The sequence below is a fragment of the Nocardioides sp. YIM B13467 genome (assembly GCF_042788075.1).
Classification (GTDB): Bacteria; Actinomycetota; Actinomycetes; order Propionibacteriales; family Nocardioidaceae; genus Nocardioides.
In genome coordinates, this window is the sequence record NZ_JBHZPJ010000046.1 from 2272430 (window position 1) to 2292598 (window position 20169).

Sequence of the window (20169 nt, forward strand, 5' to 3'; positions counted from 1 at the left end):
GAGATCAGGAGAAGGCGCGCTCGATGAGCTCCTTCTGCTCGACCGTGTGCCGCTTGATGGTGCCGACGGCGGTGGTGGAGGAGGCCGGGCGGGTGATCGGCTCGACCTCGCGGCCCAGCTCGGGAACCACGTTGAGGTAGTAGCTCGGCCACGGGCCCTGGTTGAACGGCTCGTCCTGGACCCACTTGACCTTCGCGTTGGGGTACTTCGCGAGCTCGGTGGCGAGCTCCTCGGTCGGCCACGGGTAGAGCTGCTCGACGCGGACGATCGCGACGTCCTCGCGGCTCCGCTTCTTACGCTCGACCGTGAGGTCCCAGGTCAGACGGCCGGAGACCAGCAGGACGGTGCTGACCTTCGAGGCGTCCGTCTCGGTGTCGGCGATGACCGGCTGGAACGAACCCGAGGTGAAGTCGGCCGGCTGGGAAGCGGCCTCCTTGCGGCGCAGCATCGACTTCGGGGTGAAGACGATCAGCGGCCGGTGCTCGGCGCCGAGGGTGTGCGTACGCAGCAGGTGGAAGTACGACGCCGGCGAGGACGGCTGCGCCACGACCATGGCCTCGTCGGCGCACAGCGTGAGGAACCGCTCGATGCGCGCCGAGGAGTGGTCGGCGCCCTGGCCCTCGTAGCCGTGCGGCAGCAGCAGCACGACACCGGAGTCCTGGCCCCACTTGGTCTTGCCGGCGGAGATGTACTCGTCGATCACCGACTGGGCGCCGTTGACGAAGTCACCGAACTGCGCCTCCCACAGGACCAGCGAGTCCGGCCGGGCGACGGAGTAGCCGTACTCGAAGCCGAGGGCGGCGTACTCGGAGAGCAGCGAGTCGTAGACGTAGAACTTCGCCTGGTCCTCGGTGAGGTTGTTGAGCGGCGTCCACTCGTCGGCGTTCTTGCGGTCGATCATGGTCGCGAAGCGCTGCACGAAGGTGCCGCGACGCGAGTCCTGGCCGGCCAGGCGCACCGGGCGCCCGTCCATCAGGAGCGACCCGAACGCCAGCGTCTCGCCCGTGCCCCAGTCGATGCCGCCGTCGGTGATCTGGGTCGCGCGACGCTGCAGCTGCGGCATCACCTTCGGGTGGACCGTGAAGCCCTCCGGCGGGGTGACGTACGCATCCGCGATCCGCTTCAGCACATCGTTGGTGATCGCGGTGACGGTCTCGCCGGCAGGCTTCTCGGGGTAGTCCGGGACGGTCTCCCAGGCCTGCGGCATCTTGTCGGCCTCGCGCACCTCGGTGAAGACCTGCTCCAGGCGAGCCTGGTAGGCGGCCAGCACCTGCTCGGCCTCCTCGATCGTGATGTCACCACGACCGATCAGCGACTCGGTGTAGAGCTTGCGGACCGAGCGCTTCTGCTCGATCAGGTCGTACATCATCGGCTGGGTGAACGACGGGTCGTCGCCCTCGTTGTGACCGCGGCGGCGGTAGCAGATGAGGTCGATGACGACGTCCTTGTTGAACGCCTGGCGGTACTCGAAGGCGAGCCGCGCGACGCGCACGCAGGCCTCCGGGTCGTCGCCGTTCACGTGGAAGATCGGCGCCTGCACCATCCGCGCGACATCGGTGGCGTAGAGCGAGGAGCGGGAGGAGCCCGGCGAGGTGGTGAACCCGACCTGGTTGTTGATGACCAGGTGGACGGTGCCACCGGTGCGGTAGCCACGCAGCTGGGACAGGTTGAGCGTCTCCGCGACCACACCCTGGCCGGCGAAGGCTGCGTCACCGTGGACCAGCAGCGGCAGGACCGGGAAGACCGCGCCCTGGTCGAGCACGTCCTGCTTGGCGCGGGCGATGCCCTCCAGGACCGGGTCGACGGTCTCGAGGTGGGACGGGTTGGCGGCGACGGAGACCTTGATCGTGTCGCCCAGGTCGGAGAGGAACTCGCCCTCGGCACCGAGGTGGTACTTCACGTCGCCGGAGCCCTGGACCGTGCGCGGGTCGATGTTGCCCTCGAACTCGCGGAAGATCTGGTTGTAGGACTTGCCGACGATGTTGGCGAGCACGTTGAGACGGCCGCGGTGGGCCATACCGATCGTGACCTCGTCCAGACCGGCCTCGGCAGCGGCCTCGCAGACCTCGTCGATGACCGGGATCGCGGTCTCGCCACCCTCGAGGGAGAACCGCTTCTGGCCGACGAACTTCGTCTGAAGGAAGGTCTCGAAGGCCTCGGCCTCGTTGAGCTTCGACAGGATCCGGAGCTGCTCCTGGCGCGGGGTCTTGTCGTAGGGCCGCTCGACGCGGTCCTGGATCCATCGGCGCTGCTCGGGGTCCTGGATGTGCATGTACTCGATGCCGGTGGTGCGGACGTAGGAGTCACGCAGGACACCGAGGATCTCGCGCAGCTTCATGAACGGCTTGCGGCCGCCGGCGAAGGAGCCGACCGGGAACTCGCGGTCGAGGTCCCACAGGGTCAGCCCGTGCGACTCGATCTGCAGGTCGGGGTGCGAACGCTGCTTGTACTCCAGCGGGTCGGTGTCGGCCATCATGTGACCACGCACGCGGTGGGCGTGGATGATCTCGCCGACCTTGACCTGCTTGGAGATCTGGTCGTCGTGGGTGGTGTCGATGTCCTGGTTCCAGCGGATCGGCTCGTAGGGGATCCGCAGCGACGCGAAGATCTCGTCGTAGAAGTCGTTCTCACCGAGCAGGAGCCGGTGGACGGTGGCCAGGAACTCGCCGGACTGGGCGCCCTGGATGACCCGGTGGTCGTACGTCGAGGTCATCGTCATGATCCGCGAGACCGCGTTCTGGGCGAGCTTCGAGGGGGAGGCACCCTGGAACTCGGGCGGGTAGTCCATCGAGCCGACGCCGATGATCGCGGCCTGGCCCTGCATCAGCCGCGGCACCGAGTTGTTGGTGCCGATGCCGCCGACGTTGGTCAGGCTGACCGTGGTGCCGGAGTAGTCGGCCATGGACAGCTTGTTGTCCTTGGCCTTGCGGACGATGTCCTCGTACGCGGTCCAGAAGCCGGCGAAGTCCATCAGCTCGCAGCCCTTGATGGACGGCGCGACGAGCTGGCGGGTGCCGTCCTTCTTCTGCTGGTCGATGGCCAGACCGAGGTTGATGTGCGGCGGAGTCACCTGGGTCGGCTTGCCGTCGACCTCGGCGTAGGTGTTGTTCATCGCCGGCATCGCCTTGATCGCCTTGATGATGGCGTAGCCGATGAGGTGGGTGAAGGAGACCTTGCCACCGCGAGCGCGCTTGAGGTGGTTGTTGATGACGGTGCGGTTGTCCCACAGCAGCTTGACCGGCATGTTGCGCACGGAGGTCGCGGTCGGCACCGCGAGCGACACGTCCATGTTCTTGGCCGTGGCGGCGGGGATGCCGCGCAGCGTGGTGTAGGTCGGCTCGTCGGTGACGGCGACCGCGGTCGGCTTCGGGGCGTCCTTGGGGGTGGGCGTCGCAGTGCCCTTGGCCGGCTCGGCGGCCTGCGCGGCCGGGCGCGGCTTCGCCTTGGGGGCCGGAGCCGCCTTGGCGGCCGGCGCCTCAGCGGAGGCGGGGGTGGTCGGCGCGGGCGCGGTGGCCGGCGCGGGGGAGACCGGAGCCTTGGCTGCGGGGGCGGCGGCGGGCGTCGCCGGGGCAGCGGCGCCGTTCGGCGACGCGCCAGGCTGTCCGTTGGTCTCGAAGAACTTCACCCACACGGGGTCAACACTGCTGGGATCCTTCGTGTACTGGTCGTACATCTCCTCGACCAGCCACTCGTTGGCGCCGAATTCCGCTGGGATGTCGGCAGTGTTGGGGGACGGGGTGCCTGAGGACACGGCTTGATTCGCCTCTTCCGAATTTTCGCACTGTAAGAAATGGGTTGCCCACTGGCAAGGCTATCCCCACGAACACGCAAATGCCCGATGCAGGTTCTCCCTGTGGACAGGATGTAATCCGTCCCACATCTTGCGTTACCGACCGGGTGTACGCGCAACCCGGGTCGGTGTGCGTACAGTGGCCCGGTCCCGGAGCAGGTCTATGAGGCGGATTCCCCACATGACGAGCAGCAGTACGAGGCGCCTTTCGCGCGTCGCAACGGCACTCACGGCGGCGGCCCTGAGCAGCACCTTGGCACTTACCGGATGCGGTGGCGAGCCCGACAAGAAGGCCGCCTCGCCGTCCCCGTCGCCGACCCCGGCGGCCACGGTGAAGTCGGCCGCGAAGCTCGTCCACGTGCAGGGCAAGTTCCCCAGAAGCCGGCACCAGGCGGTCTCCACCAACGTGGCCAAGGTCGTCGACCGGTGGCTGCAGGCGGCGTACGTCGGGGGTGACTACCCGCGCGAGACCTCCACCTTCACCGCGAAGTCCTTTCCCGGCTTCTCCAAGGGCGCGATCGCCCAGGCCGGCAAGCAGATGAGCCTGATGAGCAACGCCACGATCGCCCCTCACATCGACGGGGTCGATGTGGTCGCCAGCGACGTCCACGTCGATCTGCTGGCCAACAACAACTACCCGGTCGGCGCGGTCGCACGAGTGCGGCTGGTCTACGACACCACGGGTGACCGGGCCTCACGCCAGACCGTCCGCGGCACCCTGGACATGGTGCCGACCAAGACCTCCTGGGCCGTCTTCGGCTTCAACATCACCCGCGAGGAGAAGCTGGCGCTGGACCCGTCCTCGGCGCCCTCCGCCTCGCCGAGCCCCTCGGGAGACAAGTCATGAACCGCATGACGACGCTCGTACGCCGCCGCCTCCTGACCACGCTGGCCCTGGGCGTGGTGCTCGCGCTGACCGCGGTCCTCGTGCCCGACGCCGAGGTCGCCGAGCCGCGCGCGGAGCTGATCGCGACCAAGTGGGCCAAGGGTCTCGACGTCGCCAAGTACACCCGCAAGGGCGGCACGATCTGGGTCCTCGCCGTCGGCTCGGACGCCCGCCCCGGCCAGAAGGTCACCCGCACCCGCGGCGACGCGCTGCACCTGATCGGCTTCAACCCGTCCTCCGGCTATGCGACCGACATCAGCATCCCGCGCGACTCCTACGTCAACATCCCCGGCCACGGGCGCGACAAGATCAACTCGGCGCTGCTCTACGGCGGCCCGAAGCTGATGGGCCGCGCCGTCGGCAACCTGGTCGGCGTGCAGCCGCAGTACGTCTTCGTCACCTCCTTCTCCGGCATGAGCGACATGGTGATCGGGATCGGCGGCGTCGACGTCGACAACCCGCGTGCCTTCAGCGATCCGTACGTCGCGCGCTACGGCTTCAAGAAGGGCCGGATCCACATCAACGGCCCGCACTCGGTCGACTTCGCGCGGGCCCGCAAGACGCTGCCCGGCGGCGACTTCGACCGCTCGGCCAACCAGTCCCGGGTAATCCGCGGCATCCACCGCAAGATCGTCGCCCGGCAGTACGACATCGGCTTCAAGGCCAAGGGCGTCTCGCTGGTGATGAAGAAGATGCACACCACCGGCCTCTCCGGCCGCGACCTCTACCAGCTCGCCAATGCCGTCGCCGCGATCAACCCGGGCAAGATCCGCACCTGCGTCGTCCCCGGCGGGATCGGCAACGCCGGCGCCGCCAGCGTTGTCTTCCCCAACGTCGGTGCGGCCCGGGCGATGGGCAACGATGCGCGCAACGACGGCCGGCTCAACCGCGGCTGCCGCGGCTGAGCGATCGGCTGAGTCACCGGCTGAGTCACCGGTGCGCGGCCACGAAGTCGCGCACCAGCGGAGCGATCCGCTCGGGATGATCGGCGACCACCCAGTGTGAGCCGGCGACCTCGCGGACCGTCAGGTCCGCGACGTACGGCTGCGGGGCCTCGGTCGCCAGCGCCCGGCTGACGTAGACGTCACCGGTCGGGGCGATGACCTGTACCGGGACGGTGACCGGCCGCGGCTGAGGGTGTCCCATCCGGGCGATCGCGTTGGCGCGGTAGAGCTCGAGGCCGTTGATCCGGTCGGCCTGGGTGCGGTCCACGGCCGAGCCGCCGACGATCCGGTCGAGGAACCCGGAGCGCCAGGCGAGCTCGGGGAGCAGTGGGGCCAAGAAGATCCCGATGTAGGTCGACTCGGCACCCTGCTTGAGACGTTCGAGGACGCCGCGCGCGGTCCGTGCCGGCGTACGCAGCCAGGCCCCGGTCTGGTCGAGGCTCGGTCCCGAGATCGAGGTGAACGACGCGATCCGCTCGGACGGCACGTTGCCCGCGACCGCCTCCCAGGTCTGGGTCGAGCCCCAGTCGTGGGCGAGCAGGTGCACCGGCGCCGACGGGCTGACCGCGTCGATGACGGCCTGCAGATCCGCGTTGAGCTGCTCGATCAGATAGCCCTCGCGCTTGGCAGGTGCCTGTGAGCTGCCGTGGCCGCGTACGTCGTAGGTCACGATCCGCAGCTCGCTGCCGAGGATCCTCACCAACGGGAGCCAGACGCTGGCGTTGTCGGGGTAGCCGTGGACGCAGACCAGCGTCGGGCGGGTGTCGTCGGGAGACCCGAAGTCGGTGACGGCCAGCCGGAGCCCGTCGGTGGTCGTCACGTAAAGGGTGCTCACGTGGGCGAGGCTAGTCCGGCGGAGTTGAGACCGACGTGACACGATTCGGCCATGGACATCAGCTATCCGGTCACGATCGCCGCGGCTCGCACCTGGTTCAAGCTCGGCGACATCAAGATCAACATGACCGGCGTGGAGCACATCCCCGAGAAGGGCGGTGCCCTGCTGGCGGTCAACCACCTCTCCTTCGTCGACTACATCATGGCCGGTTTCCCCGGGGCCGAGCGCGGCCGGCTGACCCGCTTCATCGCCAAGAAGGAGGTCTTCGACCACCCCGTCGGCGGCCCGGTGATGCGCTCGTTCCACCACATCCCGATCGACCGCAGCTACGGCGCGGCCGGGATGAAGAAGGCCGTCGAGTACCTCCAGAACGGTGAGATCGTCGGGATCTTCCCCGAGGCCACGATCTCCCGCTCGTTCCTGATCAAGGACCTCAAGACCGGCACCGTACGCATCGCCGCCGACGCCGGGGTCCCGCTGATCCCCGTCGTGCTGTGGGGCACCCAACGGATCATGACCAAGGGCCAGAAGGTCGACCTGTCGCGTCACAAGACGATCGGGATCGAGATCGGCCCGCCGCTTCCGGTGACCGGGGAGGACCCGGCCGCCGAGACCGCTGCGCTCAAGGCGCAGATGGAGGCCATGCTCGACCGGCTGATCAAGGCGCACCCCGCCGAGGAGCAGCCTCCGGGCTCGTGGTGGCTGCCGAAGGCGTACGGCGGCTCGGCCCCCACGCTCGAGGAGGCCGAGGCGATGTACGCCGAGGAGCGCAGGCTGCGCGCTCAGCGGAAGGCCGCGAAGCGGAAGTCCTGAGCTCGCCCTAGGTCGGTGCGCCGGCGCGCTCGGCGACGGCGCCGGTCATGTGCTCGGCCGCGGTCATCGCGGTGATCGCAACATCGAGGAGCTCGTCGACGACGGCGTCGTAGCTGTGGGCGATTCCCAAGAAAGGACTGCGTCGGGGATTCTGGCCGGTGGTATCGACGAGTGCGGCGATGGCTTCGCCTGCCTCTTCGCTCACCTTCGCGACTCTCCCCCAGAGAACGGCTTCCGCGTCGCGATCGCCCTGGGACTCATCGAGCCACCGGGACAGATACGCGAGCAGAGCCGGCGTAGCGTCGGTCATGCGGTCGGAGTCTAGGGCGGTCCCGGTAATTCGGTCGAGCCTTAGGTTTCCGCGAAGCGGGTCGAGACCTAGCCTCCAAGCCTCAGTTACTCGGCAGGCTGGTAGACCCCGAGCCGATTTCCGGACGGGTCGGTGAAGATGAACCGACGCCCGCCGGGGTAGTCGTAGGGCGCTTCGGTGATCGTGCCGCCGGCCTTCTCGACGGCCGCCACCGCGGCCTCCAGGTCGGTCGTGCGGATCAACGGAAGCGGAGCGACGGGGGTCTCAGAGGCGTACATCCCGCCGTTCTCGTCCTTGCCGTCGGGCCCGACGATCCCGGCGTACATCCCGCCGTAGTCGTTGAAGGACCAGCCGAAGGCGGATTCGTAGAAGGTGCGGGAGCTCGGGAGGTCGGTGACCGCGAGCTCGAGGTAGTCGATGTGGAGTGCATTCATGCCCATCGACGCTACTCGCGACCACCGACACTCCTGGTCAGCCGAAGTCGATCTCGAAGCCCTTGCCGCGGAAGGAGCCGAGCTTGGTGGCGTCGCCGAGGTAGGCGAGCGGGCCGTCGGGGTCGAAGGCCCAGGTGCCGCGCGCGGGCAGGAGCTTGGCGCGGCCCTTCATGGTGAGCCAGGCGGTGTCGGGGTGCTCCTCGATGCCCGGCTGCTCGACGTTGCCCTGCATCGGCACGCGCGGGGCGAGCTGGGTGACATCGTTGAACTTCGCCGTCGCGATCGGACCCTCGTCGGAGCTCGCCTCCCAGGTGTGGGTCGCCAGCGGCCCCTTGGTGGACGAACCTCCGCTGAACTTGGCCAGCCCCTTCGGGATCGCCCACAACGTACGCCCGCCGGCCACGGAGTCGGGGGAGTCCACCCAGATGTCGACGACGCTCACCGCCTTCTTCCCGTTGGACGCGGTGATCACCCGGGCGGAGAGGAGCTCGTGGTAGGTCAGCGGGCTCGGGTCGGTGTAGTCGACCAGGGCGACGGCGTAGATGCCCTTCGGGTGCTGCTCGTCGACGTCGTGGGCGAGCCGGTAGACCGAGAGCCACATCGATCCGTGCATGTGCCAAGGGGCTGGGGGATAGCTGGTCACGTGGTCTCCCGAATTTCTGTTGTGGTCCGTGTCGAAGCGGTCATGCTCGGTTCGACGCGTAGGCGTGTGGCGATCGTCGCCACGCTTTACCCAAGGAGACCAGAGATGACCGACCAGGTGAAGGGCCCCGCCGCCTACTTCCCGTCCATCGAGAAGAAGTACGGCCGCCCGATCGCGGAGTGGCAGCAGATCATCCGCGACAGCGGGATCACCAAGCACATGGAGCTCGTCGGCATGCTGAAGACCGAGTACGCCCTCGGGCACGGTCACGCCAACGCCCTCGTCGCCCACACGCTCGCCGAAGGGCTGTGACCCGGCGGCGAACTGGTTCCGGACCCTGGAGTTGAGGCGTGCTGCTGGTTGACTTCGCCCATGCGCGACGGACCGTTGGAGATCACCGACCTGCTCTGGTCAGGCTCGGGCGAGCCGGTGGTGCGGGCGGAGGCGGTCGCGCTGCTGCGGTCGCGTGGGCAGGTGCGGGCGGCCCGGATCATGGAGCGACTGCCGGCTCGGGACGGACTGCTCGACGTCGCCGGCGTGGATGCGCTCGGGCTACGGATCCATCGGGAGCTGCAGCGGCTGGGGGAGGAGCTGCAGCTTGGCCGCCGGGTGGCGTCGGTGGTGCGCACGTTGCTTCCTGCCGGTGACGAACCGGTACGGGTGGTCGACGTCGGCTGTGGACTCGGGCATGTGCTGCGGTCGATCGCGGCTCGCGGGGAACTCCCGCCGTGCGTCGAGCTGGTCGGGGTCGACCTCAATACCGTGCTCGTCTCCGAAGCCGCGCGACTGGCCGCAAGCGAGGGATTGGACTGCCGGTTCGTATCTGGTGACGCGTTCGAGCCGGGCGTCGCCATCGATGACGGAGCCCGGACCGTGGTCGTGTCCAGCGGACTCATGCACCACCTCGCACCGGAGGAGCTGGACGGGTTCTTCGCCGCCCAGGCGCGGCTGGGGGTCGCAGCGTTCGCGCACTGGGACATCGCGCCGTGCCTGTGGTCGACGATGGGTGCCTGGATATTCCATCAGGCGCGGATGCGTGAGGCCGTCTCCCGCCACGACGGGGTGATGTCGGCACGCCGGGCCCATCCGGCCGAGACGCTGCTGGCGGCTGCAGGCCGTGGTGCGCCCGACTACGCCATCGAGGTGCGCGAAGGTTCGCGCTGGCATCCAAAGGCGCTCGACGTACTCCGTCCGGTCGTCGGGGTGCGCCGATGAGCCTGGTGATCCTATTTCTGCTCGGCCTCCTCGATGCCGCCTCCTGCGGGTTTCGATCGGCCCAGGGCCGCAGCGGCTTGGTCAATCACTCGGCCGAGGACCGCGCCGGCATGCTCCGCGGCGCCGTCGTCTTCGTTCTTCTGGCGTTCCCGGCTCTCGTCGTTCTCGGGCTCGATCTCCGCGTCCGCGGTCAGGGTGTCGACGCGTACGCCACGGCAGCTGGCGTGTTCTTGCTGGTCATCGCCCCGTTTGCGGCTGTGGTGCTGCTCGCGCTGGCGGCGTACGGAATATTGCGCTGGGAGCTGAGATACCTCGCTTCCGCGATGATCCTCGGCCCCTGCATCTTCCTGCGCCCGTACGTCGTGGCCGCAGCTGCCGTCGTCGCCGTCGCCCGAGCCGGCGAGGCCGGAATGACGATCGCTGCCGTGTTTGCTGTCGCTGCCGTCCTCGCTGTCGAACCGATCCTCGACGTACGAAGTCGGATCAGAGGCGAACTCCATGAGCGTCCAGCTGCGCGATGAGGGCGGCGTGCCCCGTGTGCTCGGCCGGCGCCGCGTATCCGGATGTCGCGAACTGGTCGCCGACGTCGGACTCGACGTTCTTGGCTCGCAGGCGGTGCACGACATCGGCCGTGGCACCGACGCGCTCGGCGGTCTCGCGGTCGGGAGAGAGGTGGACGTGATGGCGCCGGCGCCGGTCGAGGCCGGAGGCGAGGATCGACTCGATGTTGGTGCGTGGTGTGCCGTGGAAGAGCACCGCCGGCGGTTCGGAGGGAGTGAGGTCCAGGTCCACCTCGACGGTGTGCCCTTGCCTCGCCCGGATCCGGTCGAGGGTTGCGTCGACCTCGAAGCGCTGTTTTTCGTTGCCGCGTACGACTCGATCGATGTCATCGCGAGTCATCGGGGAGCCGTGGGCGGCGAGAGCGTCGAGGAGGGAGGGCAGATCGACCCAGCCGCGTGGGTCCAGCTCGATGCCCACCGACTCGGGGCGGTGCCGCAGCACCTGTGAGAGCCGCTTGGAGCGGCGTACGTCTGTCTTGTCCATGCTGGCCACAGACTGGCATGCCGTCGGCCTCGTCCGCTGCCGGTTATCGGTCGAAAATGAGAGAAACCGCTGGTCACCCAGCGGTCTCATCTGTGCCCCCGGCAGGAATCGAACCTGCGGCCTACGGTACCGGAAACCGGCGCTCTATCCCCTGAGCTACGGAGGCGATGCACTGCTCGAGCAGCGCAGATGGAACCCTACAGGCTGGGACGGATAACGGTGAAACCGACTGGCGCTTATACGCTGGACCTCGTGACTCCTGAGCAGCTTTCCACCGCGGTCGTCGATGTCCTCACCGCGCTCGTCGATGAGGGTGCGATCACCCTTCCCGACGGCGTTCCGAGCACTGTCACGGTGGAGCGACCCCGGCAGAAGGGGCACGGCGACTACGCCACCAACGTGGCGCTGCAGCTGGCCAAGAAGGCGGGGATGAACCCGCGTGCGCTGGGCGAGCAGGTCGCGGAGAAGCTGAAGGCGACCGACGGGATCGCGGACGTCGAGATCGCCGGTCCGGGCTTCCTGAACATCTCCGTCGAGGCCGGTGCCCAGGGCAAGCTGGCGGGCGAGATCGTCGCCGCCGGAGCTGCGTACGGCAACAACGAGGCCTTCGCCGGCCACAACATCAACCTGGAGTTCGTCTCCGCCAACCCGACCGGTCCGCTGCACCTCGGTGGTGTCCGCTGGGCCGCGGTCGGGGACGCGCTCGGTCGGGTGCTGGAGGCGTCCGGCGCCGAGGTCACCCGGGAGTACTACTTCAACGACCACGGCGGCCAGATCGACCGCTTCGCGCGCTCGCTCCTGGCGTGGGCCCAGGGCCAGCCGGTCCCGGAGGACGGCTACGGTGGGGCGTACATCGAGGAGATCGCCAAGCAGGTCCTCGCCAAGGAGCCGAACGCGCTCGAGAGCGACGACCCGCAGGAGGTCTTCCGGTCGATCGGTGTGGAGCTGATGTTCGCCGAGATCAAGCAGAGCCTGCACGACTTCAACGTCGACTTCGACGTCTACTTCCACGAAGACAACCTCCACAAGTCCGGAGCCGTGGAGCGCGCCATCGAGAAGCTCCGCGAGCTCGGCAACGTCTACGAGAAGGACGGCGCGATCTGGCTGGCGACCGAGAAGTTCGGTGATGACAAGGACCGCGTCGTCATCAAGGCCGACGGCAACGGGGCCTACTTCTCCGGCGACCTCGCTTACTACCTCGACAAGCGTGAGCGCGGCTTCGACCGGTGCTTCATCATGCTGGGCGCCGACCACCACGGCTACGTCGGCCGGATGATGGCGATGTGCGCCGCCTTCGGCGACACGCCCCACGAGAACCTCGAGATCCTGATCGGCCAGATGGTCAACCTCCTCAAGGACGGCCAGCCGATGCGGATGTCGAAGCGTGCCGGCACCGTGGTCACCATCGACGACATCGTCGAGGCGATCGGGGTGGACGCGGCCCGCTACGCGCTGGCGCGCTACTCCAGCGACTCCAACATCGACATCGACCTCGACCTGTGGGCCAAGGCCGACAGCGCCAACCCGGTCTACTACGTGCAGTACGTCCACGCGCGCACCTGCCGGATGATGGCCAACGCGGCCGACTTGGGCATGCAGATCGACCTCGACACCTTCGAGCCGGGTCTGCTCACCCATGAGCGCGAGGGCGAGCTGCTGCGTGCGCTGGCCGAGCTGCCTCGGGTGGTCGCGACCGCCGCCGAGCTGCGCGAGCCGCACCGCGTCGCCCGCTACCTGGAGGACACCGCCGGAATCTTCCACCGCTGGTACGACGATGACGACTGCCGCATGCTGCCCAAGGGCGACGAGCCGGTCGCGCCCGTCAACCTGGCCCGGCTGGCGCTCGTCTCCGCCGCCCGCACCGTCTTCGCCAACGGCCTCGGTCTGCTCGGCGTCTCGGCCCCGGAGCGTATGTGATGACGTCCCACGCATCGCCGGGCTCGTTCACCGGCACCTCTCCGGTATGGCTCAAGACCCCCGACGACGTCAACGCCCTCGTGCCCGCGCTGTGGTCGGCGACGGCCGAGAAGACCGACGGTGTCCTCACCGTCGGGGGTGTCGCGGTGCCCGACCTGGTCGCGAACATCAACACACCTGCGTACGTCCTGGACGAGGCCGACTTCCGCGAGCGCGCCCGCGCGTTCCGTGACGCGTTCACGGGCTACGACGTCTACTACGCCGGCAAGGCGTTCCTGTGCACCGAGGTGGCGCGCTGGGTGGCGCAGGAGGGGCTCTGCCTCGACGTGTGCTCCAACGGTGAGCTCTCGGTCGCGCTGCGCGCCGAGGTCGACCCGGCGAAGATCGGCTACCACGGCAACAACAAGACCCCGATGGAGCTGCGCCGGGCGATCGTCGCGGGCGTCGGACGGATCATCGTCGACTCCTTCCACGAGGTCGAGCGGGTCGCCGCGATCGCCGCCGAGACCGGCATCACCGCCCGGGTGATGGTGCGGGTGACCGCCGGCGTCGAGGCCCACACCCACGAATACATCGCCACCGCCCACGAGGACCAGAAGTTCGGCTTCTCGATCTCGTCCGGCGACGCCTTCGAGGCCGTACGCCGGCTGCTGGATGCCCCGAACGTCGAGATGCGCGGCCTCCACTCCCACATCGGTTCCCAGATCTTCGACTCCTCCGGCTTCGAGGTCGCCACCCGGCGGGTGCTGGCGCTGCAGGCGCGGATCCGGGACGAGCTCGGCACGGAGCTTCCCGAGATGGATCTCGGCGGCGGCTTCGGCATCGCCTACACCACCCAGGACGACCCCTCGACGCCCAAGGCGCTCGCCGAGGAGCTCACCGCGATCGTCGAGCACGAGTGCCGCGGCTTCGGTCTCGCGGTGCCGCACCTCTCGATCGAGCCGGGCCGCGCCATCGTCGGCCCCTCGATGTGCACCGTCTACACGGTCGGCACGGTCAAGGAGGTAGCCCTCGACGGCGGCGTCACCCGCACGTATGTGAGCGTCGACGGCGGAATGAGCGACAACATCCGCACGGCTCTCTACGACGCCGACTACTCCGCCACCCTCGCCGGCCGGTTCTCGTCCGCCGGGCCCGTGCTCGGCCGCGTCGTCGGCAAGCACTGCGAGGCCGGCGACATCGTGGTCAAGCACGAGTTCCTCCCTGCCGACATCGCTCCCGGCGACCTGATCGCGGTCCCGGGCACCGGTGCCTACGGCCGCTCGATGGCCTCCAACTACAACCACGCCCTGCGGCCGCCGGTCGTCGCCGTCCGCGACGGCGAGGCCCGGGTCATCGTCCGGCGCGAGACCGAGGACGATCTGTTCGCCACCGACATGGGCTGAGCGGGCGCGTTCCTCCAGCAAGGTATGCAGACGAAGGCACACATCCCCGGCTGAGCTCCGCTGGGGATGTGGTCTTTTTCATGCATACCTTGATCGAGGGTCACGACCGCAACGCCCGAAGCACCGCCCGCCCACGCGGTGAGAGCCGGTAGCCGACCGGGAGGGACTCGGTGAGGCCGAGCTCCTTGAGTCGGCGGATGTCGGCCTTGAACGGTTTCTTCTCCCGTCCGATCGAGGCCGCGATGGTTTCGGCCAGCTCACCGGGCCGGGCCTCGATGAGCTCCAGGTGCTCGCGCGTCCACGGGCCGCGGCGGCTGCGCCGGTCCATGTCGGCCAGCTTCGCGACCAGCGCGGCGGTCTCGGTCCTTCCCGGGCGCTTGGTGCGCAGCGCGACCCGCTCGTCCTCGCCGGCGTAGCGCATTTCGATCCGGTAGACCTCGCCGTCCTTGCGGGACAGGAAGGCGAGCAGGTCCTCCAGCGTCGTGCCGGCCCGGCGGGCGTCCTCGTCGGTCAGCGTGTCGCAGGACACCGGTGAGACGGAGACGAACTCGACCACGCCCATCCGGGTGCGCTGGCGGCCGCCGGCGACATGCATCGGACGTTTCCAGCGGCGGAAGGCGAGGTCGACCTCGCCGGTGCGGATGCGTTCGAGGTCGGCGTTGGGAAACAGCACCCGCCCATCAAACCGCGTGGCGTACGAAATTCGGTTTCGCCTTCCCGAAATCCCGGGGTCCGTGAGCCTACGATGGGGCGCATGCCGAGGGGGGTCTACTCAGAGAGACCGCTCGCGACGCCGTCCCAGGCGCCGCGAGCGTCTGTCGCCCGGCTGACGAAGGAGCGGCGGGACAGCGTGTCCCGAGCGGCCCAGACCTTCGGCTGGACGGTGGTGACCGGCAAGGCCGCCGCGCAGCGGCCGGTGCGGTGGGAGGTGCTCGGGCCGGACGTACGCGCCGAGCGCTGCGACCTCGTCGTCGACGGCACCTGCGACGGGATCCTGGTCGAGTACTGGCATGGCAAGGCGTCCCCCGGGAAGGGTCCCTGGCGGCCGGCGCGCTGGGTGGTGGTGCGGGTCCCCGCGCACCTGCCGAAGACGGCGGCGATGATCGGGCTCTCGCCGGGCTCGGGCAACACCGGCACCGGCCGGGTGCCCACGCCGGTCTTCTTCCCGCCGGAGTTCCGCGCCAAGACCAACGTGACCACGCCCGACGGTGCCGTCATCGCCGCCGACGAGGAACATGCGCGGTCGCTGTCGCGGTTCGCCAGCCACGTCGTCGACGAGCGGCTGTGGGTGGTGGCTCGCGACGACGCCATCACCGTCACCACCGACGTGGAGCCGGACGCGGAGGAGCTGCTCCGTCGCGTACGTCTGGCGCGTGATGTCGCCGCGGTGCTGCGGCCGATCCCCGAGCTCGCCTGAGGTCTTCGGCAATCCCCTTGACCTCAAGTGAACTTGAGGATGTTGACTCGAGACATGCGAGCGATCAGACAGCACGAGTTCGGCGGCCCGGAGGTCCTGCGACTCGAGGAGGTGCCCGACCCGACACCAGGTCCGGGCCAGGTACGCATCAGGGTGGAGGCCGCGGGCGTCCACCGTCTCGACACCTCGATCCGAGCGGGCGACCTGCCGCCGACGATGCCGCGACCGGAGCTTCCGATGACTCCCGGCCGCGAGGTCGCCGGCGTGGTCGACGAGCTCGGTGAGGGTGTGGACGAGGCCTGGCGGAGCGCGAAGGTCGTCGCGCATCTCGGTCCGGGAAGCAGCGGCGGCTACGCCGAGCTCGCGGTCGCCGACGAGACCCAGCTCTACCGACGTCCCGACGGGCTGGAGTCGGCCGAGGCCGTGGCTGCGATCGGCACCGGCCGCACCTCGGCAGCGGTGCTCGAGGCCGCCCAGATCACTCCCGACGACGTCGTCGTGGTCACTTCGGCCGCCGGTGGCATGGGCGCGATCCTGCTCCAGGGCATCCGCAACGCGGGCGGCCGCGCGGTCGGGCTCGCAGGCTCCGACGCCAAGCTCGAGATCGCCCGCGGCTTCGGCGCGCAGACGGCGATCGACTACCGCACGGACGGCTGGCTGGAGCGGCTCCACGCCGAGGAGCCCCGGATCACGGTCCTTCTCGACGGGCTCGGCGGTGACGTACCCAGGCAGGTCTACGCCCACCTCGAGCCGGAAGGACGGATGGTCCGGTTCTCCGGCGACCAGGACGGCTACGAGGGCGCCGCGAAGATCATCGACATCCTCGGCCCGTGGGTCCAGGGCCGGATCAAGGAGTTCGAGCAGGCCTCGCTCGAGGCTGCCGCGGACGGCTCCCGCACGCCGTACGTCGGCTCCGCCTTCTCGCTCGCCGAGGCGGCAGCCGCCCATCGTGCGCTCGAGGCCCGGGAGACCACCGGCAAGGTCGTGCTGCTGACCTGAGCCGAAACGTGGCGGAGGTGTCCGCGCCTAGAGCGGAAGTCGGACCCTGGAGCCTGTCCCGGATACCCTTGGGCGCGTGAGCAGCAACAAGACGACCGCGCACGCCGTCGATCCCCTGGGCGTCGCCGTCCTCGGCTGCGGTGTGGTGGGGTCCCAGGTGGTCCGACTCCTGCTCGAGGGCGATGCGGATCTCGCCGCCAGAGTGGGTGCGCCGCTGGAGATCAGGGGCGTGGCCGTACGCCGCCTCGACGCCCCTCGCGATGTCGAGGTGCCCGCCGAGCTGCTCACCACGGATGCCCAGGCTCTCGTCGCCCGCGACGACGTCGACCTCGTGGTCGAGGTGATCGGCGGCATCGAGCCGGCCCGCGGCCTCATCCTCACGGCGCTGGAGAGCGGCGCCAGCGTGGTCACCGCCAACAAGGCGCTGCTCGCCGAGGACGGCCCGACGCTCTACGAGGCCGCCGAGAAGGCCGGCACCGACCTCTACTACGAGGCCGCGGTCGCCGGCGCGATCCCGATCCTGCGCCCGCTGCGCGACTCGCTCGTCGGCGACCACGTCACCAAGGTGATGGGCATCGTCAACGGCACCACCAACTTCATCCTCGACAAGATGGACACCTACGGTGCCGGCTTCGAGGAGGCCCTCGCCGAGGCCCAGGAGCTGGGCTACGCCGAGGCCGACCCGACCGCCGACGTCGAGGGCTTCGACGCCGCCGCCAAGGCCGCCATCCTGGCCAGCCTCGCTTTCCACACCCGGGTGACCGCCAGCGACGTCTACCGCGAGGGCATCACCGAGGTGACCGCCGGCGACGTCGCCTCGGCCAAGGCCATGGGCAGCGTCGTCAAGCTGCTCGCGATCGCCGAGCTCGATGATGACGACGTCTCGGTCCGGGTCCACCCGGTGATGATCCCGCGCACCCACGCGCTGGCGACCGTACGCGGCGCCTACAACGCCGTCTTCGTCGAGTCCGCCTCGGCCGGCGACCTGATGTTCTACGGCCAGGGCGCGGGCGGCGATCCCACTGCGAGCGCCGTCTTGGGCGACCTGGTCACGATCGCCCGCAACAAGGTCCTCGGCACCCGCGGCTTCGGCGAGTCCGCCTACGCCGACCGCGCGGTGCGCCCGATGGGCGAGACCGTCACCCGCTACCACGTCAGCCTCGACGTGGCCGACAAGGCCGGCGTGCTCGCCGCCGTCGCGACCGCCTTCTCCGAGCACGGCGTCTCGATCAAGGCCGTACGCCAAGAAGGCAGGGGAGAGGACGCCCAGCTCGTCGTCGTCTCCCACGAGGCCCCCGATGCCGCGCTCGCGGCAACCGTGCAGCACCTGCGCGAGATGGAGTTCGTCCGCGACGTCGCCTCGGTGATGCGCGTAGAAGGAGCAGTCTGATGGCCGAAGCGAAGCCCGAGGCAATGAATACCGTCAACGGCCAGTGGCGCGGCGTGATCGAGGAGTATCGCACGCTCCTCGACATCCCTCAGGACACCAAGGCGGTCACCCTCGGCGAGGGTGGCACCCCGCTGGTCCACTCCGAGTGGCTCTCCGGCGCCACCAAGGGTGAGGTGTGGCTGAAGGTCGAGGGCCAGAACCCGACCGGCTCGTTCAAGGACCGCGGCATGACCGCGGCCATCTCCGTCGCCGTCCACGAGGGCGCCAAGGCCGTGGTCTGCGCCTCGACCGGCAACACGTCGGCCTCGATGGCAGCGTACGCAGCCAAGGCCGGGATCACCCCGGTCGTACTCGTCCCCAACGGCAAGATCAGCGCCGCCAAGATGGCCCAGGCGCTGGTCCACGGCGCCGAGGTGGTCAAGGTACGCGGCAACTTCGACGACTGCCTCAAGCTCTCCCGGGCCCTCGCCGACAGCTACCCGGTCGCGCTGGTCAACTCCGTCAACCCGGTCCGTCTCGAGGGCCAGAAGACGGCCGCCTTCGAGGTCGTCGACCGCCTGGGCGACGCCCCCGACTACCACCTCATGCCCATCGGCAACGCCGGCAACCTCTCCGCCTACTGGCTCGGCTACGAGCAGTACGCCGCGGCCGGCCACGCCACCAAGACCCCGGTCATGCGGGCCTTCCAGGCCGAGGGTGCGGCGCCGCTGGTGCTCGGCCACCCCGTCGAGCACCCGGAGACCAAGGCGACCGCGATCCGCATCGGCAACCCGGCCTCGTGGCAGCTCGCCGAGGCCGCGGCCGCCAAGTCCGGTGGCCGCTTCCGCGCCCTCTCCGACGAGCAGATCCTCTCCGCCCAGTCGCTGCTCGCCCGCAACGACGGCGTCTTCGTCGAGCCCGCCTCCGCAGCCGGTGTCGCCGGGCTCCTCGCCGACCTCGAGGCGGGGGAGACCTACGCCGGAGCCACCACGGTCATCACCGTCACCGGCCACGGGCTCAAGGACACCGCCACCGCGCTGGAGTTCTTCGGTGAGCTTCCCGAGATCATCATCGACGCCGACCTCGAGGCCGCGGCCGCCGCAGCAGGACTCGCGTAGCACTCATGACGTTCGTAGAAGGCCCCGTCACCGTCACCGTTCCGGCCACCTCCGCCAACCTCGGTCCCGGCTACGACTCGCTCGGGCTGGCGCTCGACCTACGTGACGAGCTCACCGGCGAAGTGGTGCCGGGCGAGACCTTGGAGGTCACCGTCGAGGGTGCGGGTGAGGGCACGGTCCCGCTCGATGAGTCCCACCTCGTCGTACGCTCCATGCGGGCCGCCTTCGAGATCATCGGCAAGCAGCCGGCCGGTCTGCGGCTGCACTGCCACAACCGGATCCCGCACGCGCGTGGCCTGGGCTCGTCCTCGGCCGCGATCATCGGCGGCCTCGTGCTCGCTCGTGCCCTGGTCGCCGGGGGCGAGCTGATCCTCGACGACGACACCCTGTTCCAGAAGGCCGCCGAGATCGAGGGCCACCCCGACAACGTGGCTCCGGCCTTCCACGGCGGATTCACGATCGCGGGCGACGACGACGGCTTCTTCGCCGTCCGCACCGCCGTCGACCCGAGGGTCAGCGTCGTGGTCTTCGTCCCCGCGACCGGCGTCGAGACCAAGGCCGCCCGCGGGCTGCTGCCCGACACCGTCCCGCACTCCGACGCGGCGGCCGACGCCGGACGTACGGCTCTCCTGGTCGCGGCGCTGAGCGATGCGCCCGAGCACCTGCACCGCGCCACCCGCGACTTCCTTCACCAGGAGTACCGCCGACCCGCCATGCCGGAGTCGCTCGCCCTGGTCGACGAGCTGCGCGCCGATGGCGTTGCCGCGATCGTCTCCGGTGCCGGGCCTACGGTTCTGGCGTTCAGCAGCGGGGTCGAGTCCGCCGAGACCACCAAGCTCATCGGGCGCTGTCCCGAGGGCTGGGCCTGCCATGCGCTGAGCGTCGACATGGACGGCGTACGCATCCTCTGACCCGCGTTCCGGGCCCCTGCTGTGAGGGGTGCCATGCGTGTTAGCCTGGGCATACATCCGTTGGGCCGTTCAGGCCTGCGAATGTGCTATCCCCCTTTCGTGCCGTGCCACTTCGTTTGGCGCGCATCGGCGCGTCAGG

The 20169-nt window shown here is 69.3% G+C and carries 20 protein-coding genes and 1 tRNA gene; 13 read left to right on the forward strand and 8 right to left on the reverse strand.

What is annotated here, in order from left to right:
• Positions 1–4: 4 nt before the first annotated feature.
• Positions 5–3751 carry a multifunctional oxoglutarate decarboxylase/oxoglutarate dehydrogenase thiamine pyrophosphate-binding subunit/dihydrolipoyllysine-residue succinyltransferase subunit gene (locus ACFX43_RS17980; protein WP_378831171.1) on the reverse strand — a complete coding sequence of 1249 codons (3747 nt, stop codon included), beginning with the start codon at positions 3749–3751 and terminating at the stop codon, positions 5–7.
• A 292-nt stretch (positions 3752–4043) separates the two neighbouring features.
• Between ACFX43_RS17980 and ACFX43_RS17985 the strand changes: the two genes are divergently transcribed.
• Positions 4044–4637: a hypothetical protein gene (locus ACFX43_RS17985; RefSeq protein ID WP_378831176.1), complete on the forward strand. Its 594-nt coding sequence runs from the start codon at positions 4044–4046 to the stop codon at positions 4635–4637.
• The gene (locus tag ACFX43_RS17990) at positions 4634–5581 is read left to right on the forward strand and encodes an LCP family protein (protein ID WP_378831180.1); all 948 of its coding nucleotides are present in this window, start codon (positions 4634–4636) and stop codon (positions 5579–5581) included. Before ACFX43_RS17985 ends, ACFX43_RS17990 begins: the two co-directional genes overlap by 4 nt.
• Before the next feature lie 25 nt (positions 5582–5606).
• On the opposite strand, the gene ACFX43_RS17995 is transcribed toward ACFX43_RS17990, so the two are convergent.
• On the reverse strand, positions 5607–6455 hold the full coding sequence (locus ACFX43_RS17995) for an alpha/beta fold hydrolase (protein ID WP_378831184.1): 849 nt from the start codon (positions 6453–6455) through the stop codon (positions 5607–5609).
• Between the two features lie 51 nt (positions 6456–6506).
• On the opposite strand from ACFX43_RS17995, the gene ACFX43_RS18000 reads away from it, so the two are divergent.
• Positions 6507–7268 (forward strand): lysophospholipid acyltransferase family protein, encoded by a 762-nt coding sequence (locus ACFX43_RS18000; RefSeq protein WP_378831189.1) that lies wholly within the window; start codon positions 6507–6509, stop codon positions 7266–7268.
• A gap of 7 nt (positions 7269–7275) precedes the next feature.
• Here ACFX43_RS18000 and ACFX43_RS18005 read toward each other — a convergent pair whose 3' ends face one another.
• The 3 genes from ACFX43_RS18005 to ACFX43_RS18015 form a co-directional block, all read right to left on the reverse strand.
• Entirely contained in the window at positions 7276–7578 is a 303-nt protein-coding gene (locus ACFX43_RS18005; protein WP_378831194.1) for a MazG-like family protein, read from the reverse strand.
• 86 nt (positions 7579–7664) lie between these two features.
• Positions 7665–8012, reverse strand: a complete 348-nt coding sequence (locus tag ACFX43_RS18010; RefSeq protein ID WP_378831200.1) for a VOC family protein — start codon at positions 8010–8012, stop codon at positions 7665–7667.
• Between the two features lie 37 nt (positions 8013–8049).
• Positions 8050–8655, reverse strand: a complete 606-nt coding sequence (locus ACFX43_RS18015; RefSeq protein WP_378831205.1) for an acetoacetate decarboxylase family protein — start codon at positions 8653–8655, stop codon at positions 8050–8052.
• A 105-nt stretch (positions 8656–8760) separates the two neighbouring features.
• On the opposite strand from ACFX43_RS18015, the gene ACFX43_RS18020 reads away from it, so the two are divergent.
• The 3 genes from ACFX43_RS18020 to ACFX43_RS18030 are packed head-to-tail and all read left to right on the forward strand — an operon-like array spanning position 8761 to position 10391.
• On the forward strand, positions 8761–8967 hold the full coding sequence (locus ACFX43_RS18020) for a DUF4287 domain-containing protein (RefSeq protein ID WP_378831208.1): 207 nt from the start codon (positions 8761–8763) through the stop codon (positions 8965–8967).
• 60 nt (positions 8968–9027) lie between these two features.
• Positions 9028–9870, forward strand: a complete 843-nt coding sequence (locus tag ACFX43_RS18025) for a class I SAM-dependent methyltransferase (RefSeq protein ID WP_378831214.1) — start codon at positions 9028–9030, stop codon at positions 9868–9870.
• Positions 9867–10391 carry a hypothetical protein gene (locus tag ACFX43_RS18030; protein WP_378831217.1) on the forward strand — a complete coding sequence of 175 codons (525 nt, stop codon included), beginning with the start codon at positions 9867–9869 and terminating at the stop codon, positions 10389–10391. Before ACFX43_RS18025 ends, ACFX43_RS18030 begins: the two co-directional genes overlap by 4 nt.
• On the opposite strand, the gene ACFX43_RS18035 is transcribed toward ACFX43_RS18030, so the two are convergent.
• Positions 10354–10914 carry an RNA 2'-phosphotransferase gene (locus tag ACFX43_RS18035; RefSeq protein ID WP_378831220.1) on the reverse strand — a complete coding sequence of 187 codons (561 nt, stop codon included), beginning with the start codon at positions 10912–10914 and terminating at the stop codon, positions 10354–10356. The two genes, ACFX43_RS18030 and ACFX43_RS18035, sit on opposite strands and share 38 nt — an antisense overlap.
• Before the next feature lie 93 nt (positions 10915–11007).
• Positions 11008–11080 (reverse strand) — tRNA-Arg (locus ACFX43_RS18040).
• An 86-nt stretch (positions 11081–11166) separates the two neighbouring features.
• On the opposite strand from ACFX43_RS18040, the gene argS reads away from it, so the two are divergent.
• Both argS and lysA read left to right on the forward strand, forming a co-directional pair.
• Entirely contained in the window at positions 11167–12831 is a 1665-nt protein-coding gene (gene argS / locus ACFX43_RS18045) for an arginine--tRNA ligase (RefSeq protein WP_378831225.1), read from the forward strand.
• A complete protein-coding gene (lysA, locus tag ACFX43_RS18050) occupies positions 12831–14216 on the forward strand; it encodes a diaminopimelate decarboxylase (RefSeq protein WP_378831245.1) in 1386 nt (461 codons plus the stop codon). Before argS ends, lysA begins: the two co-directional genes overlap by 1 nt.
• Positions 14217–14316: 100 nt before the next feature.
• On the opposite strand, the gene ACFX43_RS18055 is transcribed toward lysA, so the two are convergent.
• Positions 14317–14889 carry a hypothetical protein gene (locus ACFX43_RS18055; protein ID WP_378831252.1) on the reverse strand — a complete coding sequence of 191 codons (573 nt, stop codon included), beginning with the start codon at positions 14887–14889 and terminating at the stop codon, positions 14317–14319.
• Positions 14890–15066: 177 nt separating this feature from the next.
• On the opposite strand from ACFX43_RS18055, the gene ACFX43_RS18060 reads away from it, so the two are divergent.
• The 5 genes from ACFX43_RS18060 (at position 15067) to thrB (ending at position 20030) form a co-directional block, all read left to right on the forward strand.
• On the forward strand, positions 15067–15633 hold the full coding sequence (locus tag ACFX43_RS18060; RefSeq protein WP_378831257.1) for a hypothetical protein: 567 nt from the start codon (positions 15067–15069) through the stop codon (positions 15631–15633).
• 54 nt (positions 15634–15687) lie between these two features.
• Positions 15688–16632: an alcohol dehydrogenase catalytic domain-containing protein gene (locus ACFX43_RS18065; protein WP_378831264.1), complete on the forward strand. Its 945-nt coding sequence runs from the start codon at positions 15688–15690 to the stop codon at positions 16630–16632.
• Positions 16633–16708: 76 nt separating this feature from the next.
• Positions 16709–18022 carry a homoserine dehydrogenase gene (locus ACFX43_RS18070; protein WP_378831273.1) on the forward strand — a complete coding sequence of 438 codons (1314 nt, stop codon included), beginning with the start codon at positions 16709–16711 and terminating at the stop codon, positions 18020–18022.
• On the forward strand, positions 18022–19119 hold the full coding sequence (gene thrC / locus ACFX43_RS18075) for a threonine synthase (protein WP_378831281.1): 1098 nt from the start codon (positions 18022–18024) through the stop codon (positions 19117–19119). The genes ACFX43_RS18070 and thrC overlap by 1 nt, the downstream gene beginning before the upstream one ends.
• A gap of 5 nt (positions 19120–19124) precedes the next feature.
• Positions 19125–20030 (forward strand): homoserine kinase, encoded by a 906-nt coding sequence (gene thrB / locus ACFX43_RS18080; protein WP_378831284.1) that lies wholly within the window; start codon positions 19125–19127, stop codon positions 20028–20030.
• Positions 20031–20169 lie beyond the last annotated feature (139 nt).

Excerpts from the sequence above, each read along its gene's own strand:
- ACFX43_RS18000 (WP_378831189.1), top strand. The coding sequence starts at position 6,507 with ATGGACATCAGCTATCCGGTCACGATCGCCGCGGCTCGCACCTGGTTC.
- ACFX43_RS18010 (WP_378831200.1), bottom strand. The coding sequence starts at position 8,012 with ATGAATGCACTCCACATCGACTACCTCGAGCTCGCGGTCACCGACCTC.
- ACFX43_RS18005 (WP_378831194.1), bottom strand. The coding sequence starts at position 7,578 with ATGACCGACGCTACGCCGGCTCTGCTCGCGTATCTGTCCCGGTGGCTC.
- ACFX43_RS18065 (WP_378831264.1), top strand. The coding sequence starts at position 15,688 with ATGCGAGCGATCAGACAGCACGAGTTCGGCGGCCCGGAGGTCCTGCGA.
- ACFX43_RS18035 (WP_378831220.1), bottom strand. The coding sequence starts at position 10,914 with ATGGACAAGACAGACGTACGCCGCTCCAAGCGGCTCTCACAGGTGCTG.
- lysA (WP_378831245.1), top strand. The coding sequence starts at position 12,831 with ATGACGTCCCACGCATCGCCGGGCTCGTTCACCGGCACCTCTCCGGTA.
- thrB (WP_378831284.1), top strand. The coding sequence starts at position 19,125 with ATGACGTTCGTAGAAGGCCCCGTCACCGTCACCGTTCCGGCCACCTCC.
- ACFX43_RS18025 (WP_378831214.1), top strand. The coding sequence starts at position 9,028 with ATGCGCGACGGACCGTTGGAGATCACCGACCTGCTCTGGTCAGGCTCG.
- thrC (WP_378831281.1), top strand. The coding sequence starts at position 18,022 with ATGGCCGAAGCGAAGCCCGAGGCAATGAATACCGTCAACGGCCAGTGG.
- ACFX43_RS18020 (WP_378831208.1), top strand. The coding sequence starts at position 8,761 with ATGACCGACCAGGTGAAGGGCCCCGCCGCCTACTTCCCGTCCATCGAG.
- ACFX43_RS18030 (WP_378831217.1), top strand. The coding sequence starts at position 9,867 with ATGAGCCTGGTGATCCTATTTCTGCTCGGCCTCCTCGATGCCGCCTCC.
- ACFX43_RS17990 (WP_378831180.1), top strand. The coding sequence starts at position 4,634 with ATGAACCGCATGACGACGCTCGTACGCCGCCGCCTCCTGACCACGCTG.